The sequence below is a fragment of the Streptomyces sp. NPDC018019 genome (assembly GCF_044327805.1).
Classification (GTDB): domain Bacteria; phylum Actinomycetota; class Actinomycetes; order Streptomycetales; family Streptomycetaceae; genus Streptomyces.
The window spans coordinates 287,280-302,043 of record NZ_JBIRGD010000005.1; the positions used below are offsets into that span (position 1 = coordinate 287,280).

The window sequence follows — 14,764 nt, forward strand, 5'->3', positions numbered from 1 at the left end:
CTCGAAGTTCGGCCGCCGTAGTTCGTCCAAGGAGATGCCGCCGCCGTGAGCCGCAGCCTTCGACGCGGCGTCCTCGCCGCCACCGTTCTCACGCTCTCGATCGCCACGCTCTCCGCGTGCGGAGCCGGGAACGACGCCCAGACGCTCCAGGTCAAGCCGGACAACGCCGCGACCAGCGTCGGCGACATCAAGATCCAGAACGCCTCCGTCGTCACCCAGCCCGACGCGAACGCCGAGGGCCCGGCCGTGGTGACCGCGACGGTGTTCAACAACGGCAGCAAGGACCAGACGCTGCAGTCCATCAAGGTCAACGGTACGAACAAGGAAGCGAAGCTGGCGCCCGCCAAGGGCTCCGGGCCGATCGTGGTCCCGGCCGGCCGTTCCGTCGTGATCGGCGGCAAGGACAACGCGTCCGCCGTGCTGGACAGCGGCCGCGAGTCCGTGAAGAACGGCGACGCGCAGTCCGTGACGTTCGACTTCAGCGCCGCCGGGAAGGTCACCCTGCGGGCGTTCGTCGTCCCGGCCAAGAGCTACTTCAAGGACTTCGGCCCGAGCGAGGTGCCGTCGCCGTCCGGCTCGGCCCGTCCGTCCGGCAGCCCCGCCGTGCCGTCCGGCAGCCCGTCGGGGACGGCCAAGCCGAGCGGTTCGGCCAGTGCCGGTGCCGGTGCCGACAGCAGCGGCACGCCGCAGTCGCCCGAAGCCGGCCGCTGAGGCCGTAGCGGCGTAGCACCAGCCGTACCGCAGTAGCACCGCGAGCGCCGTGCGGACCGGAGTGTTCCGGTCCGCACGGCGCTCGTGTACGCCCGGCCGCCTGGCAACGCGGTACCCGGGGCCGGGCATGGTGACGCGGGCCCCGCGGGCCGGACCGGCGGCAGACACCGGCCGGCACCAGCAGAGCCCTGCGACTCGTCTTCTCGAAGCTGTGGCTGGGCTTACGGCTCGAACTTGTACCCCAGGCCACGGACCGTGACCAGATACCGCGGCGCGCCCGGGTCCGGCTCGATCTTGGCCCGCAGCCGCTTCACATGGACGTCCAGCGTCTTGGTGTCCCCCACGTAGTCGGCACCCCAGACACGGTCGATCAGCTGCATACGGGTCAGTACGCGGCCCGCGTTGCGCAGCAGCATCTCCAGGAGGTCGAACTCCTTCAGGGGCAGGTCGACCTTGCCGCCGGAGACCGTGACGACGTGCCGGTCCACGTCCATCCGGACCGGGCCGGCCTCCAGGGCCTGCGGCGCGACCTCCTCGGGCTCGCCGCGGCGGCGCAGCACCGCGCGGATCCGGGCGACCAGCTCGCGAGAGGAGAAAGGCTTGGTGACGTAGTCGTCGGCTCCTATCTCCAGGCCGACCACCTTGTCGATCTCGCTGTCCTTGGCGGTCACCATGATGACCGGGACGTTGGAGCGGCCGCGCAGCTGACGGCAGACCTCGGTACCGGGCAGGCCCGGCAGCATCAGGTCCAGCAGGACCAGGTCGGCGCCGTTGCGCTCGAACTCGTCCAGGCCGTCGGGGCCGGTGGCCGCGACGGCGACCTCGAAGCCCTCCTTGCGGAGCATGTACGACAGGGCGTCACTGAACGATTCCTCGTCCTCGACGACGAGCACTCGGGTCACGGAAGGACCTCCGGGGCAGGGTGAGCAGGGAGCGGATCGTTGAAGGTCTCGTACGGGCGGTCCTCGTCGTCGAGGCCCTCCGCGGATGGGTCGGAGCCGGTACGCGCGCGGTCGCGCACGGCGCCGGCCTCCGGGAGACGCAGGGTGAAGGTGGAGCCCTGTCCCTCAGCGCTCCAGACCGTGACCTCCCCGCCGTGCGAGGCGGCCACGTGTTTGACGATGGCGAGACCCAGGCCGGTCCCGCCGGTGGCGCGCGAGCGCGCCGGGTCCACGCGGTAGAACCGCTCGAAGACGCGGTCCCGGTCCTTCTCCGATATCCCGATGCCCTGGTCGGTCACCGCGATCTCGATCATGTCGCCACCGTGCGCCTGGACACGGCGGCCCGCGATACCGACCCGGGTACGGGCCGGTGAGTAGTTGACGGCGTTTTCGACGAGGTTGCCCAGAGCGGCGGCGAGCTGGCCGCGGTTGCCCCAGACGTGCAGGTCGGCGGTGCCGGCGGCGGCCATGGTGATCTGTTTGATGCCGGCCTGCTGGCGGCAGCGGTCGATCGCCTCGGCGACCAGTTCGTCCACGCGCACCGGCTCGGCGTCCTCCAGCGGGTCGTCGTTCTGCACCCGGGAGAGGTCGATCAGTTCCTGGACGAGGTTGGTCAGCCGCGTGGCCTCGTTCTGCATGCGCCCCGCGAAGCGCTCGACGGCCTCGGGGTCGTCGCTCGCGTCCATGACGGCCTCGGACAGCAGGGACAGCGCGCCGACCGGCGTCTTCAGCTCATGGCTGACGTTGGCGACGAAGTCGCGGCGTACCGCCTCTATGCGCCGGGCCTCGGTCAGGTCCTCGACCAGCAGCAGCACCAGCCGGGAGCCGAGGGGCGCGACCCGCGCGGAGACCGCCAGGGCCTCGCCGCCGCGGCCCGTACCGCGGCGCGGCAGATCCAGCTCGACCTGGCGTATCTCGCCGTCGCGACGGGTTTCGCGGGCCATCTGGAGCATCGGCTCGACGGCCAGCTTGCCGCCGCGTACCAGCCCGAGCGCGTAGGCGGCGGAGCTGGCCTTGACCACGGCGTCGGCCTCGTCCAGGACGACGGCCGAGGAGCGCAGCACCGACAGGACCGTGTCCACGCCGGGCGGCAGCACCGCGTCCGTGTGCAGGGAGGTACGCGTGGGCTTGGCCTGTTCCCGCTCACTCCAGCGGAACGCCAGCATGGCGAAGACGCCGGTGCACAGACCGGCGATCGCTGCCACTGCGGCGACGGCCGCGTCCACGTTCATGACTCCAGGTTATGCGTCGCCTGTGACACTTCCCCAGCCGTTCGAGGGCCTGCTCGAACACACGTCGCCCAGAGTTCACCTCGGTGTCGGCACTGGTTCACTCCGGATGGCAGAACCGGTCGCGTTCCGGACGGAACGTGGGAGCGTAGGGGCTCCGGCCCCACGTCACCACCCCGGACGACACCTCACCACCCCGAGCGATACGTCACCACCCGAACCGAGAGAAGGTCACTGATGCGGGACGCGTACCACGAGGAGCTGGACTCGATCGGCGAGGGCCTCGTCGAGATGGCCAGGCTCGTCGGCTCCGCGATCGGGCGCGCCACCACGGCGATACTCGACGCGGACCTGAAGCTGGCCGAGGCCGTCATCGCCGCCGACGAGAAGGTCGACGACCTCCAGCGGGACCTGGAGGCCCGCGCGATAGCCCTGCTGGCGCGCCAGCAGCCGGTCGCCACCGATCTGCGGATCGTCGTCACCTCCCTGCGCATGAGCGCCGACCTGGAACGTTCCGGCGACCTGGCCCAGCACGTGGCCAAGCTCGCCCGGCTGCGCTTCCCGGAGACGGCCGTACCGCGGGACCTGCACGCCACGATCCTGGAGATGGGCCAGCTGGCCCAGCGCCTGATGGCCAAGGCCGCCGAGGTCATCATCACCAAGGACGTCGACCTGGCACTCCAGCTGGAGCAGGACGACGACGCGATGGACCTCCTCCACCGCGCCCTCTTCCAGCACCTGATGGACGACCGCTGGAAGCACGGCATCGAGACGGCCGTGGACGTGACGCTGCTGGGCCGCTACTACGAGCGGTTCGCCGACCACGCGGTGTCGGTCGCCAAGCGCGTCGTCTACCTGGTCACCGGCGAGCACGCGGACGAGATCGCCGCGCCGGCGCCGGTGGAGGGCGCGTAGCGGCGCTCGGCTCGGCACGGCACGGCACGCACGCCCCGGCCAGGCCCGTACGGCGGCGCGCCGTGCCACCACGCGCCGTTGATGCGCCTCGGTGAGCGGGCCTCCAATGGAAGCGAACGACATTCGATGCCCCTCTTCCCAAGGAGGCAGATCATGACGCGTTCCACTGCTCCCGAGCCCCGGCAGAGCGACTGCAGCTGCGGCCCCGGCTGCTCCTGCGGCTGCCAGTCCGGCGGCCCCTGCCAGTGCGGCGGCGGCTGCGGCTGACCCGGCCAGCGGTTGGGGCCGACTTCCTGCGGCCACTTCAGCCACAACCGCACCACACCCAGGGTCCCGCCCGGCACCCAGCCGAGCGGGGCCACTGACCTGCCCCCCAGTGCCCACTTGCCCTGTTTCTGGCGGACCTGTGGATGGTCAGGACACTCGGATCTCCGGTTGGTACATGTCCAGCCAGGTGGCGATGTCGTTTATCCGGTCGAGCTGCTCGCGCCCGGCGTCCGGCATCGTTGCCGGGTCCATCTTCACCATCTCGTCGATCGATGTCCGGTTCACGACCTGGAAGACCGGGTGGTCCGGCTCGGAGAGCAACCGCCTGCCCATCTGCTGCAACCCGGCTGCATAGCGTGCGTCCTGGGTGGACGGGAAGGGGCTCTTCAACCGGTCCACCACCGACCGCGGGAGCAGGTCGCCGGCGGCTGCGCGGAGCAGGCTCTTCTCCCTGCCGTCGAAGCTCTTCATCGACCACGGGGTGTTGTAGACATACTCCACCAGCCGGTGGTCGCAGTACGGCACCCGGACCTCCAGGCCGACCGCCATGCTTATCCGGTCCTTGCGGTCGAGCAGCACCGGGAGGAACCGGGTGAGGTGCAGGTGGCTCATGACACGCATACGCCGTTCGTGCGCGTCCTCGCCGGGCAACATCTCGATGCCGGCGACCGCTTCGCTGTACCGGTCCTTGATGTACGTCACCAGGTCACTCGTGGCCACCAGATCCGGGTTGAGCAGCCCCTTCGCGTTCGTCGTCTTGGCCCACTCGGACAGTACGGGGACCATCCACGGGAAGATGCCGGCACGCTGCGCCACCGGGTCCTGGAACCACGGATAGCCTCCGAAGAGCTCGTCCGCCGTCTCACCGGAGAGCGCGACCGTGGAGTGCTCGCGGATCGCCTTGAACAGCATGTACAGCGGTACGTCCACATCGGCGAGGCCGCAGGGGAAGTCCTTCGCGGCCAGGACCGCCCGGCGCGCGTCGGGATCGGTGAGCGCGGTGTGGGGCAGCACGATGTCCTCGTGCATCGAGCCGACGTGGCCGGCCACGTCGTGCACGTACGGCGAGTCCGGGGTGGCCCGCATGCTGTCGGGCCGGAAGTTGTCGGCCAGCCCGGTGAAGTCGACGGAGAAGCTGCGCACCTTCTCGCCGTGCGCGGCCAGCTCCCGGGCGGACAGCGCCGTGAGCGAGCTGGAGTCCAGTCCTCCGGAGAGCAGCACGCACTGCGGCACGTCCGCGACGAGCTGGCGCCGCACGATGTCGTCGAGCAGCTCACGGATCTTGGCGATCGTGGTGTCCCGGTCGTCGGTGTGCTCCCGGGTCTCCAGCTTCCAGTACGTCCGCTCCCGCACACCGGCGCGGTCGACCGTCACGAGCCTGCCCGGCGGGACCTCGCGCATATCGGACCAGATCGCGTGCCCCGGTGTCTTGCACAGGCTCAGCAGTTCGGCCAGGCCGTCGGCGTCGATCACCCGCTTGAACATCGGGTGCGCCAGGATGGCCTTGGGCTCCGAGCCGAAAAGCACGCCGTCGGCGGTGGGATAGAAGTAGAAGGGCTTGATGCCCATGCGGTCGCGGATCATGACCAGCTTCTCGTGCCGGGAGTCCCAGACCGCGAAGGCGTACATGCCGTTGAGCCGGTCGGCCAGTGCCTCGCCCCACTCCAGGTAACCGCGCAGCACGACCTCGGTGTCGCTGGCCGTCCGGAAGCGGTGGCCATGGCCGCGGAGTTCCTCGCGCAGTTCCGTGAAGTTGTACACCTCGCCGCTGTAGGTGATGACCACCGGGCCGTTGGGGGTGTCGACACGCATCGGCTGCGTGCCGCCCTCGATGTCGATCACCGCCAGCCGGCGGTGGCCGAGTGCCACGTGCCGGTCCACCCAGGTGCCTCTGGCGTCGGGGCCCCGGTAGGCCATGGTGTCGGTCATCGCGTCCACCGTGGCCTGCTCTTTGGTCAGGTCGTGGTCGAATGCGAGCCACCCCGAGATTCCGCACATTTCGGCACTCCCGTCGTCGTCATGGGCCGATGTGCCCACGGCCGGGATCGTCCCGCGGATTGATTAGTGTTTCTTTCAAACAATGCCTAGCAGACCCGTCGGATGCTCCCGGTCAAGGCAGGGTGGGGCATGTGAGGCGGATGGACCCGCGACAGGCGCGGCGGCCACGCCCGGCGTACGTCGCTGCATGAGCATCACTGGACACGGATGCCCGAAAGAGACCACGGCCCCTCATCCGCACCGAACGTGCAGATGAGGGGCCGTGATCGCGGTCTTGCGGTGCTTACTTCTTCTTGCCCTGGTTCTTCACGGCCTCGATGGCGGCCTTGGCGGCCTCGGGGTCGAGGTAGGTGCCGCCCGGGTTCACCGGGTGGAAGTTGGCGTCCAGGTCGTAGGAGAGCGGGATGCCGGTGGGGATGTTCAGGCCGGCGATGTCGGCGTCGGAGATGCCGTCCAGGTGCTTGACCAGGGCGCGCAGGGAGTTGCCGTGGGCGGCGACCAGGACGGTGCGGCCGGTGGCCAGGTCCGGGACGATGCTGTCGTACCAGTACGGCAGCATGCGGACGACGACGTCCTTGAGGCACTCGGTGCGGGGGCGCAGCTCGCTGGGGATGATCGCGTAGCGCGGGTCGTCGATCTGGGAGAACTCGGCGTCGTCCGCGAGGGCGGGCGGCGGGGTGTCGTACGAGCGGCGCCAGAGCATGAACTGCTCCTCGCCGAACTCGGCCAGGGTCTGGGCCTTGTCCTTGCCCTGGAGCGCTCCGTAGTGCCGCTCGTTCAGGCGCCAGCTGCGGTGGACCGGAATCCAGTGGCGGTCGGCGGCCTCCAGGGCGAGCTGCGCGGTGCGGATGGCGCGCTTCTGGACGGAGGTGTGCACGACGTCGGGGAGCAGGCCGGCGTCCTTGAGCAGCTCACCGCCGCGGACTGCCTCCTTCTCGCCCTTCTCGTTGAGATTGACGTCCACCCAGCCGGTGAACAGGTTCTTCGCGTTCCACTCGCTCTCGCCGTGGCGAAGGAGGATCAGCTTGTACGGTGCGTCGGCCATGCCTTCGAGCGTAATCCACATTCGGCCATGGGATCGCCGCGGCCCACGGTCAGGGGTCCGGGTGCGGATCGGACATCGAGATGATCTTCGTGGGGGCACGGTCGCCGATACGGGTGCTGGCACGATCGCGTCGCACCGACGGCTCCGGGAGGCTGGCTGTGGGGCCGGGGACCCGCGCCGGACGGTGGCGGGCGGATGGCCTGAACAGGTTGCCGGAACGGGGAGACCACACATGACGACCTACACACGCCGTGCCTGTGTGACGGCGGGGCTGGCCGCTGCGGCAGCGCTGGCCCTCGCCGACCCGGCGGTCGGAAGCGCGACGGCGGCCGGGCACGCGCGGACGGCTGGTACACGGGGCGCGGCGCCGGTCCGGATGACGCTGCCTCCGCCGACCGGGCCGTACGGAGTGGGGATCGCTTCGCTGCGCCTGGTGGACGGCGGGCGCCGTGATCCCTGGGTGGCGGAGCGGCCGTACCGGGAGCTCATGGTGAGTGTGCGCTATCCGGCCCGCGCGGTTGCCGGTCGCCCGTTCGCGCCGCAGATGCTGCCGGGGGAGGCGGCCGCGTTCGATGAGTGGAGCAACTTCTCGGCGGCCATTCCGAAGGGGACCGCCGACTGGGGCGCCACCCGTACGCATGCGCGTCCGGACGCGCCGGTCGCGCGGCACGAGGGTCGGCCGCGGGGCTTCCCGGTGGTGCTGTACTCGCCCGGCGCGGCGGACCCGCGTGAGCTGGGCAGCACGCTCTGCGACGAGCTGGCGTCGCGCGGGTACGTCGTGGTCGGCATCGATCACACGTACGAGCCGCCTGGGGTGCAGTTTCCGGACGGGCGGGTCGCGTACAGCCGGATGCCGGAGGAGGCCGGGAAGGCCCAGGGCAAGCCCGAGCTGCTCACCGCGCTGCTGAAGAAGCTGGTGGCGGTGCGGGTGGCCGACACCAGGTTCGTCCTGGACGAACTGGCTCGGCCGGCGGCGCTGCCACGCTCGCTGCGCGGCGCGCTGGACCTGCGGGCCGTGGGGATGTTCGGGCAGTCCGGCGGCGGGTTCACGGCGGCGCAGGCCATGCACGACGATCGCCGTATCAAGGCGGCGGTGAACATGGACGGGGTGATGGGCTACACCCAGGACCCCGGTGATCCCGCCAATCCGTCAACGGTCGGTACGGACGGGCTGGACCGGCCGCTGCTCCTGATGGGCAAGGAGGGCGACGATCACCACACGGTCGCGTCCTGGAAGGCGGTGTGGGAGCGCAGTCCGGGATGGCATCGGGACCTGACCCTGACCGGCGCCCAGCACGCGAGCTTCACGGACGCGCAGTCGCTGGTGCCGCAGTTGGCCCGGAAGGCCGGACTCCCGCGCGCGACCGTCGAGAAGCTGGTGGGTACGGTCGCGCCGGAGCGGGCGGTGGCCGCGCAGCGGGCGTATGTGACGGCGTTCTTCGACCGGTGGCTGCGGGGGCGGGACAGCGGCCTCCTGGACGGGCCGTCGGCCCGCTTCCCGGAGGTCCGGTTCGTGTGGTGACGAGGCGGCGGGCCGTTACTCGGACGGCCGTTGCGTCAGGTGGCTGAACGCCTCCAGGTTGCGCGTGGACTCCCCGCGCGAGACCCGCCACTCGTACTCCTTGCGGATGGCGGAGGCGAACCCCATCTCCAGGAGCGTGTTGAAGCTGCCGTCGGCGTTCTCCAGGACCGTGCCGAGGATGCGGTCGAGTTCGTCGGGGGTGACGGCGGCGAGCGGCAGTTTGCCGACGAGGTAGATGTCGCCGAGCTTGTCGATCGCGTAACCCACCCCGTACAGGCGGGTGTTGCGCTCCAGGAGCCAGCGGTGCACGGCCTCGTGGTTCTCGTCCGGGCGGCGGACGACGAAGGCGTTGATGGACAGCGAGTGCTTGCCGACGACCAGGGAGCAGGTCGTCGAGAGCTTGCGGGTGCCGGGGAGGGTCACCACGTACGTGCCGGCGGTGGGCGATTCCCACTCCAGGCCGGCGTCGTCGAGAGCCGCCTCGATCACCTGTCGTGCCGCGTCGTCAGCCATGGGGTGATCGTAGGTGACGGCGCCGCTCCTGCATCGCCGCGGTGTACACCTCGGCGGTCGCGGCGGCGGCGGTGTCCCAGCCGAAGGACCGGGCGTGCCGGGCGGCGGCCCCGCCCATCCGGCCCGCCAGGGAGGTGTCCCGGGCGAAACGGCCCAGGGCGCGGGCGTAGTCGGCCGGGTCGTGGCCGGATATCAGGAAGCCGCTGACGCCGTCGCGGACCGCCACCGGCAGGCCGCCGACGGCCGCGGCGACGACCGGGGTGCCGCACGCCTGGGCCTCGATCGCGACCAGCCCGAACGATTCGCTGTAGGACGGCATGACCAGGACGGACGCGGCGCGGTACCAGTCGGCGAGCTGCTCCTGCCCGACCGGCGGGCGGAAGCGGACGACGTCGGCGATGCCGAGGCGGGCGGCCAGCTTCTGCAGGCCCTCGGGCTTGGCCAGGCCGCTGCCGCTCGGGCCGCCGACCACCGGGACGACCAGGCGCGACCGCAGGGACGGGTCCTCGTCGAGCAGGACGGCCACGGCGCGCAGCAGGATGTCGGGGGCCTTCAGCGGCTGGATGCGGCCGGCGAAGAGCGGGATCAGGGCGTCCTGCGGCAGGCCCAGGCGGGCGCGGGCGGCGGAGCGCGAGGCGGAGGTGCCGGTGTCGTCGCCGGGGGCGCCGGGGTGGGGGTCCGCGCCGGGGCCGGGTCCTGTAGGGCGGAAGCGGTCCAGGTTGACGCCCGGGTGCACCACCGCGACCTTGTCCCGCTCGGCCTCGTAGTGGCGCATCAGCTCGCCGGCTTCCTCGTCCGTGTTCGCGATCAGCCGGTCGGCGGCGCGCACGATCTGGGTCTCGCCGATGACGCGCGCGGCGGGCTCGGGGGTGTCGCCCGCGGCCAGCGCGGCGTTCTTGACCTTGGCCATGGTGTGCATGGCGTGGACGAGCGGGACGCCCCAGCGCTCGGCGGCGAGCCAGCCGACGTGGCCGGAGAGCCAGTAGTGGGAGTGCACCAGGTCGTAGTAGCCGGGGCGGTGCCCGGCCCAGGCCTGCATCACGCCGTGGGTGAAGGCGCAGAGCTGGGCCGGCAGCTCCTCCTTGGCCAGGCCCTCGTACGGGCCGGCGTCCACGTGTCGTACGAGGACGCCGGGGGCCAGCTCGACGGCGGGCGGCAGCGTGCCGGTCGTGGCGCGGGTGAAGATCTCCACCTCGATGTTGAGGGCGGCGAGCTTCCTGGCCAGCTCGACGATGTAGACGTTCATGCCGCCGGCGTCGCCGGTGCCCGGCTGGTGCAGCGGGGAGGTGTGCACGCTCAGCATGGCGACCCGGCGGGGACGGCGGACCGCTCCGGGCAGCCGCAGTCCGGAACGCCCCGGGAACGGACCGTGGGAACGGCTGCGGAGCCTGGACACGTATTGGCTCACTGCGGGCTACCTCCTAGCCGGTACGGCCTTGGCCGGGGCGTGCGGCGCCTCCGAAGCCCGTAACAATGCGACCGGCGCGTGCATTTCCCGGTGAGCCCGCTCCCTCCGCACTTTGCCAAAGCGTGACCTTGGAGCTCAGGAGGCGACCGGATCAGCAGGTGACCGGGGCACGACGAAGCCACCGGCTCAGGAGGTGACCGAGGCACGACGAAGCGACCGGTTCGGGAGGTGAGCAGTGCCTGGCGGGACGGGTGGGGCCGCTGTGCACATAAAGTCAGGACATGGTCCGCAGCTCGTCCCCCTCTTCCGCCTCGTCTGCCCCTCCCCCGTCCTCCCGCCCCCTGGGGAACGCGACCCGCGGAACCACCAACCCGAACCGGCTGCGCCGCATGGACCGCTGGATCGCCGCCACACACGCCACCGCGCTGCGCCGCGGCCCCGCCCCCGTCGCCGTGGACCTCGGTTACGGCGCCGCGCCGTGGACCGCCGTGGAACTGCTCGCCCGGCTGCGTACGGTCCGGGCCGACGTACAGGTGGTCGGCATCGAGATCGACCCGGAGCGGGTCGCCGCGGCGGCGCCGTACGCGTGCCCGGGGCTGGTCTTCGCCCACGGAGGCTTCGAGGTGCCGCTGCCGGGACGGCGCCCGCCGGTGCTGATCCGGGCCGCGAACGTACTGCGCCAGTACGCCGAGGAGGAGGTGACCGCCGTCTGGGAGCGGCTGTGCGCGCGGCTCGCGCCGGACGGGCTCCTGGTGGAGGGCACCTGCGACGAGATCGGGCGGCGGCACGTGTGGGTGGCGCTGGGCCCCGAAGGGCCGCGTACGGTCACTTTCGCGGCCCGGCTCGGCGCCCTGGAAACCCCTTCCGACCTGGCGGAACGCCTGCCGAAGGCGCTGATCCACCGCAATGTGCCGGGCCAGCCCGTGCACGCGTTCCTGCGCGACTTCGACCGGGCGTGGGCGGCCGCCGCCCCGTACGCGTCACTGGGCGCGCGGCAGCGGTGGATGCGCAGTGTGCTCGCGCTGAGTACGGCGTGGCCGCTGGCCGACGGGCCCCGGCGGTGGCGACAGGGCGAGGTCACGGTCCGGTGGGAGGCGTTGGCGCCGGTGTGAGGCGCACTCCTGTCGCCGCCGGAGAACGCGCGGCGGACGCGGCGGTGCCCGGGGGACGGCACCGTCGCGCCTCAGCCCTGCGTCACTGGGAGATCTGCTTGCGCGAGCTGCCGCCCGTGATCTGGATCTTGCGCGGCTTGGCCTGCTCCGCGACCGGGATGCGCAGCGTCAGGACGCCGTTCTCGTACGCCGCGTCCACCCGCTCGCTGTCGAGCGTCTCACCGAGGAACAGCTGCCGGCTGAACTTGCCGGTCGTACGCTCGCTCGCGATCATCTCGGCGCCCTCGGGGGCGGCGGAGGCGCGCTCGGCGCGGACGGTGAGCACGTTGCGCTCGACGTCGAGGTCGATCGACTCCGGGTCGACGCCCGGCAGATCGAAGTGGATCACGAACTCGTCGCCGGACCGGTACGCGTCCATCGGCAGCGCCGCCGGGCGCGCCGTGGTGCCGAACACCTGCTGGGTGAGGCGGTCGAACTCGCGGAACGGATCGGTGCGCATGAGCATCACGGGTCATCTCCTTCCGAAGGCAGTGGGTGCGATGCCCTTCGCCTTCTGGTATAGCCCCGCGAAGAAAAATTGACAAGCCCGGACTCAAGAAGATTGCCCGCCAGTGGCAGTGCCCCAGGTCAGATGGGACGCGGCGGTCGCCGGCGCAACGCACGAAGCCCCCTCCGGGCACTCGGAGGGGGCTCGGCGAAGCCGGAGTCGTTCAGACCGGCATGGCCTTGGCAAGGCCCACGAAGGCGGACCAGGCCGCCGCCGGGATCATCAGATGCGGCCCCTCGGGGGCCTTGCTGTCACGCACCGGGACGACGCCGGGGATACCGGGGGCTATTTCGATGCAGTTGCCGCCGTTGTCGCCGCTGTGGCTGCTCTTGAGCCACGTCGCCGCGCGAAGAACCTGCCTGTCCATGCTGCCCGTACCTTCCCATCAGGTCTCTGATCAGAGCGGCTGAGTCCGGGGCTGAGAGAGCGTCGGCCCTGAGCACATCATAGGTCTGGGAGTGCCGCGCGAAGACCTGCGGATCGTCGTTGAAATGACCGCGGTCGAGCGACTCGCTGTAGACCCACTCATGCCCATCAGGCAGCTTGATCAGGGACATTGAGGTGGTGGGACGCCTGAGCCCGGGTTGGTCGGCCGGGGCGACCTGAATGCGGATATTGGGGCGTTCTCCGACAGTCAGCAGGTGCGCGCACTGCTCACGCATTCCCGCCGCGCTGCCCATGACCGAACGTAGACAGCTCTCGTCAAGCATGGCTACGTACAGGGGCCCGTCCGCCGCCAAAAAGCGCTGCTGACGGCTGAGTCGCGCTCGTACAAGTCCCTCGACCTTGGCGCTGTCCTGGTAGCGACGCGAGTACAACGAGCGCGCGTAGCTTTCCGCCTGCAACAGCCCTGGCACGACGCCGCTTTGGTATTCGCGCAGCGTCACCAGCTCCGCGTCCATGTCGGCGCGTCGCTGGAACCAGTCCGGGTGTTCGATCTGCGAGTACCAGTCGATCCGGCGCCAAAGGCGCAGCAAGGTCCCGCCCGTGCGGAGCAGTTGGTCGCAGGCGATGACGAGTGGTTCGTCCGGCACCCGGGTGCCGGCTTCGATGCGCGTCACGTGGGAGCGGTCGCAGTGCAGCAGCCGGGCCAGGTCGGCTTGTCTGAGGCCGGCCGCTTCCCGGTGATGGGCCAGCAGTTCCCCGAACACTTCTGCGGGTCGCCGCGCCTGACCATTCTGAGCGTTGCGCCTCCTCATGACCCTCCTATGTGCCAGCCGACGAAAGACACCTTTCGCGCATTGTGGGCCAACCACCGTTGGGAAATGCTGGGTTCGACAAAACCCCACCACACCGGAGGACGGCACATGATGACCGCCGACGAAGACGCAAGGTCGTTCGAATCAATGGGGCTCGCCGCCGTGCGGGAGCGCAGGGACCCGGAGGCCGACGGGGATTGTGCCATCGACGGAGTGCCGAAGTGCGTGCACTGTCGTTGCCTTATCCTCTGGACGGACGAAACAGGTATCTGCCTCTTCTGCAAGAAGCCTCTGGACGGGCGAACTCCGTGAAAGAGGCCGGAGGCGCCGGTGGAAACAGCGGCGGGCCGTTCAGGTTCACCGTCTATCGGAGGAATGCGGCTGGTGACGCGCGGACGGCCGAGCGCCGCGAAGTCACCTTGTACGAGTGGCGCAGGCTCGGCCGTGACTGGAAGACGTGTACGTGCCCGCTCTGCTTTCCGGGTGGGCCCTCGACGATCACGCCCGGGATGCGGCCGTCCCCCGGTCGGCACAGCGACGAGCAGGAAGGAGCCGGTGAAGATGGGTAAGCAGAAGGGAGAGGAGTGGGCCCCGCAGGAGAACGAGGGGGCCGTCACCGACCCCGACACCCGGGTGTCCCGGAACGGTGACGTGCACAGCAGCGTGGCCGGCGATAAGGACCGCGAAGGGACGTAGCCCGTGATGCACGGCGAAGACCTGGCGAGAGAACTGCGGCGGGAGTACGGGTTCGTGCACGTCGGGCGTACCAAGGACGGGCAAGCCGTGATCATGCGCAAGGGGGCCCGCTGGACGGTGGTGCCGCTGCGGTTGCTCAATCAGGAGGCCGTGGATTCGATCCGGTCGCAGGCCGGTCTCGACCTCGTCTAGGCGGCCGGGCCTCCGCCCCCTGCCGCTACTGCCGCCCCACTTCCTGCACCGCCTCCAGCAACGCGTCCACCAATTCCCGGTCCCTTTCCTGGGTGAGGATGCGGCGGGCCTGGGCCGGGGGCAGCCACAGGAGCCGGTCCACCTCGATGTTCGGGTCGAAGGTGCCGCCGGTCGCTTCCGCTGCCCAGTAGCGGACTTCTTTGGGGCGGCCGTTGGCGACGTACCGGACAGTGGGGAGTTCGGTACCGGGACGGCAATGCATGCCGGTTTCCTCGGTTACCTCTCGCAGGGCGCCGGGCAGCCAGTCCTCGCCGCGTTTGAGTTTTCCTTTGGGGTGCGACCAATCGCCGTACTTAGGGCGGTGAATGAGGGCGATTTCCAGTGCGCCGTCGGCGGGTGAACGGCGCCACAGTACGCAGCCGGCCGCTCTGACGGGTTTGCTCGGCACCGACATTTTCTCCGTCATCCC

The 14,764-nt window shown here is 70.5% G+C and carries 16 protein-coding genes; 6 read left to right on the forward strand and 10 right to left on the reverse strand.

The genetic code is table 11. The features are described from left to right. The first annotated feature begins 45 nt into the window (after window positions 1-45). A complete protein-coding gene (locus ACH4FX_RS11410) occupies window positions 46-711 on the forward strand; it encodes a DUF461 domain-containing protein (protein WP_398477513.1) in 666 nt (221 codons plus the stop codon). 221 nt (window positions 712-932) lie between these two features. On the opposite strand, the gene ACH4FX_RS11415 is transcribed toward ACH4FX_RS11410, so the two are convergent. Both ACH4FX_RS11415 and ACH4FX_RS11420 read right to left on the reverse strand, forming a co-directional pair. After that, window positions 933-1,613, reverse strand: a complete 681-nt coding sequence (locus tag ACH4FX_RS11415; RefSeq protein WP_016572018.1) for a response regulator transcription factor — start codon at window positions 1,611-1,613, stop codon at window positions 933-935. Next, the gene (locus ACH4FX_RS11420; protein WP_398477515.1) at window positions 1,610-2,884 is read right to left on the reverse strand and encodes a sensor histidine kinase; all 1,275 of its coding nucleotides are present in this window, start codon (window positions 2,882-2,884) and stop codon (window positions 1,610-1,612) included. Before ACH4FX_RS11420 ends, ACH4FX_RS11415 begins: the two co-directional genes overlap by 4 nt. A 234-nt stretch (window positions 2,885-3,118) precedes the next feature. On the opposite strand from ACH4FX_RS11420, the gene phoU reads away from it, so the two are divergent. Further along, window positions 3,119-3,796: a phosphate signaling complex protein PhoU gene (gene phoU, locus ACH4FX_RS11425; RefSeq protein WP_398477517.1), complete on the forward strand. Its 678-nt coding sequence runs from the start codon at window positions 3,119-3,121 to the stop codon at window positions 3,794-3,796. Window positions 3,797-4,210: 414 nt separating this feature from the next. On the opposite strand, the gene asnB is transcribed toward phoU, so the two are convergent. Further along, a complete protein-coding gene (gene asnB / locus ACH4FX_RS11430; RefSeq protein ID WP_398477519.1) occupies window positions 4,211-6,061 on the reverse strand; it encodes an asparagine synthase (glutamine-hydrolyzing) in 1,851 nt (616 codons plus the stop codon). A 283-nt stretch (window positions 6,062-6,344) separates the two neighbouring features. Continuing rightward, entirely contained in the window at window positions 6,345-7,106 is a 762-nt protein-coding gene (locus ACH4FX_RS11435; protein ID WP_398477521.1) for a phosphoglyceromutase, read from the reverse strand. Between the two features lie 232 nt (window positions 7,107-7,338). Here ACH4FX_RS11435 and ACH4FX_RS11440 point away from each other — a divergent pair, with 232 nt between their 5' ends. Next, complete coding sequence (locus tag ACH4FX_RS11440; RefSeq protein WP_398477523.1) at window positions 7,339-8,628, forward strand: alpha/beta hydrolase family protein; 1,290 nt, start codon at window positions 7,339-7,341, stop codon at window positions 8,626-8,628. Between the two features lie 15 nt (window positions 8,629-8,643). Here the strand turns inward: ACH4FX_RS11440 and ACH4FX_RS11445 are convergent, their stop codons facing one another. Then, entirely contained in the window at window positions 8,644-9,141 is a 498-nt protein-coding gene (locus ACH4FX_RS11445) for a YbjN domain-containing protein (RefSeq protein WP_398477525.1), read from the reverse strand. Then, window positions 9,134-10,549, reverse strand: a complete 1,416-nt coding sequence (locus ACH4FX_RS11450) for a glycosyltransferase (RefSeq protein WP_398477527.1) — start codon at window positions 10,547-10,549, stop codon at window positions 9,134-9,136. Before ACH4FX_RS11450 ends, ACH4FX_RS11445 begins: the two co-directional genes overlap by 8 nt. A 281-nt stretch (window positions 10,550-10,830) precedes the next feature. Here ACH4FX_RS11450 and ACH4FX_RS11455 point away from each other — a divergent pair, with 281 nt between their 5' ends. Further along, a complete protein-coding gene (locus ACH4FX_RS11455; RefSeq protein WP_398477528.1) occupies window positions 10,831-11,661 on the forward strand; it encodes a class I SAM-dependent methyltransferase in 831 nt (276 codons plus the stop codon). An 82-nt stretch (window positions 11,662-11,743) separates the two neighbouring features. Here ACH4FX_RS11455 and ACH4FX_RS11460 read toward each other — a convergent pair whose 3' ends face one another. From ACH4FX_RS11460 to ACH4FX_RS11470, 3 genes are all read right to left on the reverse strand, one after another. After that, window positions 11,744-12,166, reverse strand: coding sequence for an Hsp20/alpha crystallin family protein (locus ACH4FX_RS11460; RefSeq protein WP_398477712.1), 423 nt, complete (start codon window positions 12,164-12,166; stop codon window positions 11,744-11,746). 205 nt (window positions 12,167-12,371) lie between these two features. Beyond that, on the reverse strand, window positions 12,372-12,503 hold the full coding sequence (locus ACH4FX_RS11465) for a DUF397 domain-containing protein (protein WP_398477714.1): 132 nt from the start codon (window positions 12,501-12,503) through the stop codon (window positions 12,372-12,374). Then, window positions 12,460-13,407, reverse strand: coding sequence for a helix-turn-helix domain-containing protein (locus tag ACH4FX_RS11470; RefSeq protein WP_398477530.1), 948 nt, complete (start codon window positions 13,405-13,407; stop codon window positions 12,460-12,462). Before ACH4FX_RS11470 ends, ACH4FX_RS11465 begins: the two co-directional genes overlap by 44 nt. Window positions 13,408-13,968: 561 nt before the next feature. Between ACH4FX_RS11470 and ACH4FX_RS11475 the strand changes: the two genes are divergently transcribed. Both ACH4FX_RS11475 and ACH4FX_RS11480 read left to right on the forward strand, forming a co-directional pair. Then, window positions 13,969-14,103, forward strand: coding sequence for a hypothetical protein (locus tag ACH4FX_RS11475; protein ID WP_398477532.1), 135 nt, complete (start codon window positions 13,969-13,971; stop codon window positions 14,101-14,103). 6 nt (window positions 14,104-14,109) lie between these two features. Then, window positions 14,110-14,295, forward strand: coding sequence for a hypothetical protein (locus ACH4FX_RS11480; RefSeq protein ID WP_398477716.1), 186 nt, complete (start codon window positions 14,110-14,112; stop codon window positions 14,293-14,295). Between the two features lie 25 nt (window positions 14,296-14,320). Here ACH4FX_RS11480 and ACH4FX_RS11485 read toward each other — a convergent pair whose 3' ends face one another. Further along, window positions 14,321-14,749, reverse strand: a complete 429-nt coding sequence (locus tag ACH4FX_RS11485) for an NUDIX hydrolase (RefSeq protein WP_398477717.1) — start codon at window positions 14,747-14,749, stop codon at window positions 14,321-14,323. Between the last annotated feature and the right edge of the window lie 15 nt (window positions 14,750-14,764).

Bases quoted from the DNA above. Each gene is read 5' to 3' on its own strand.
- ACH4FX_RS11440 (WP_398477523.1), top strand. From the start codon at position 7,339: ATGACGACCTACACACGCCGTGCCTGTGTGACGGCGGGGCTGGCCGCT.
- ACH4FX_RS11485 (WP_398477717.1), bottom strand. From the start codon at position 14,749: ATGTCGGTGCCGAGCAAACCCGTCAGAGCGGCCGGCTGCGTACTGTGG.
- ACH4FX_RS11460 (WP_398477712.1), bottom strand. From the start codon at position 12,166: ATGCTCATGCGCACCGATCCGTTCCGCGAGTTCGACCGCCTCACCCAG.
- asnB (WP_398477519.1), bottom strand. From the start codon at position 6,061: ATGTGCGGAATCTCGGGGTGGCTCGCATTCGACCACGACCTGACCAAA.
- ACH4FX_RS11470 (WP_398477530.1), bottom strand. From the start codon at position 13,407: ATGAGGAGGCGCAACGCTCAGAATGGTCAGGCGCGGCGACCCGCAGAA.
- ACH4FX_RS11480 (WP_398477716.1), top strand. From the start codon at position 14,110: ATGCACGGCGAAGACCTGGCGAGAGAACTGCGGCGGGAGTACGGGTTC.
- ACH4FX_RS11435 (WP_398477521.1), bottom strand. From the start codon at position 7,106: ATGGCCGACGCACCGTACAAGCTGATCCTCCTTCGCCACGGCGAGAGC.
- ACH4FX_RS11420 (WP_398477515.1), bottom strand. From the start codon at position 2,884: ATGAACGTGGACGCGGCCGTCGCCGCAGTGGCAGCGATCGCCGGTCTG.
- ACH4FX_RS11445 (WP_398477525.1), bottom strand. From the start codon at position 9,141: ATGGCTGACGACGCGGCACGACAGGTGATCGAGGCGGCTCTCGACGAC.
- phoU (WP_398477517.1), top strand. From the start codon at position 3,119: ATGCGGGACGCGTACCACGAGGAGCTGGACTCGATCGGCGAGGGCCTC.
- ACH4FX_RS11455 (WP_398477528.1), top strand. From the start codon at position 10,831: ATGGTCCGCAGCTCGTCCCCCTCTTCCGCCTCGTCTGCCCCTCCCCCG.
- ACH4FX_RS11475 (WP_398477532.1), top strand. From the start codon at position 13,969: ATGGGTAAGCAGAAGGGAGAGGAGTGGGCCCCGCAGGAGAACGAGGGG.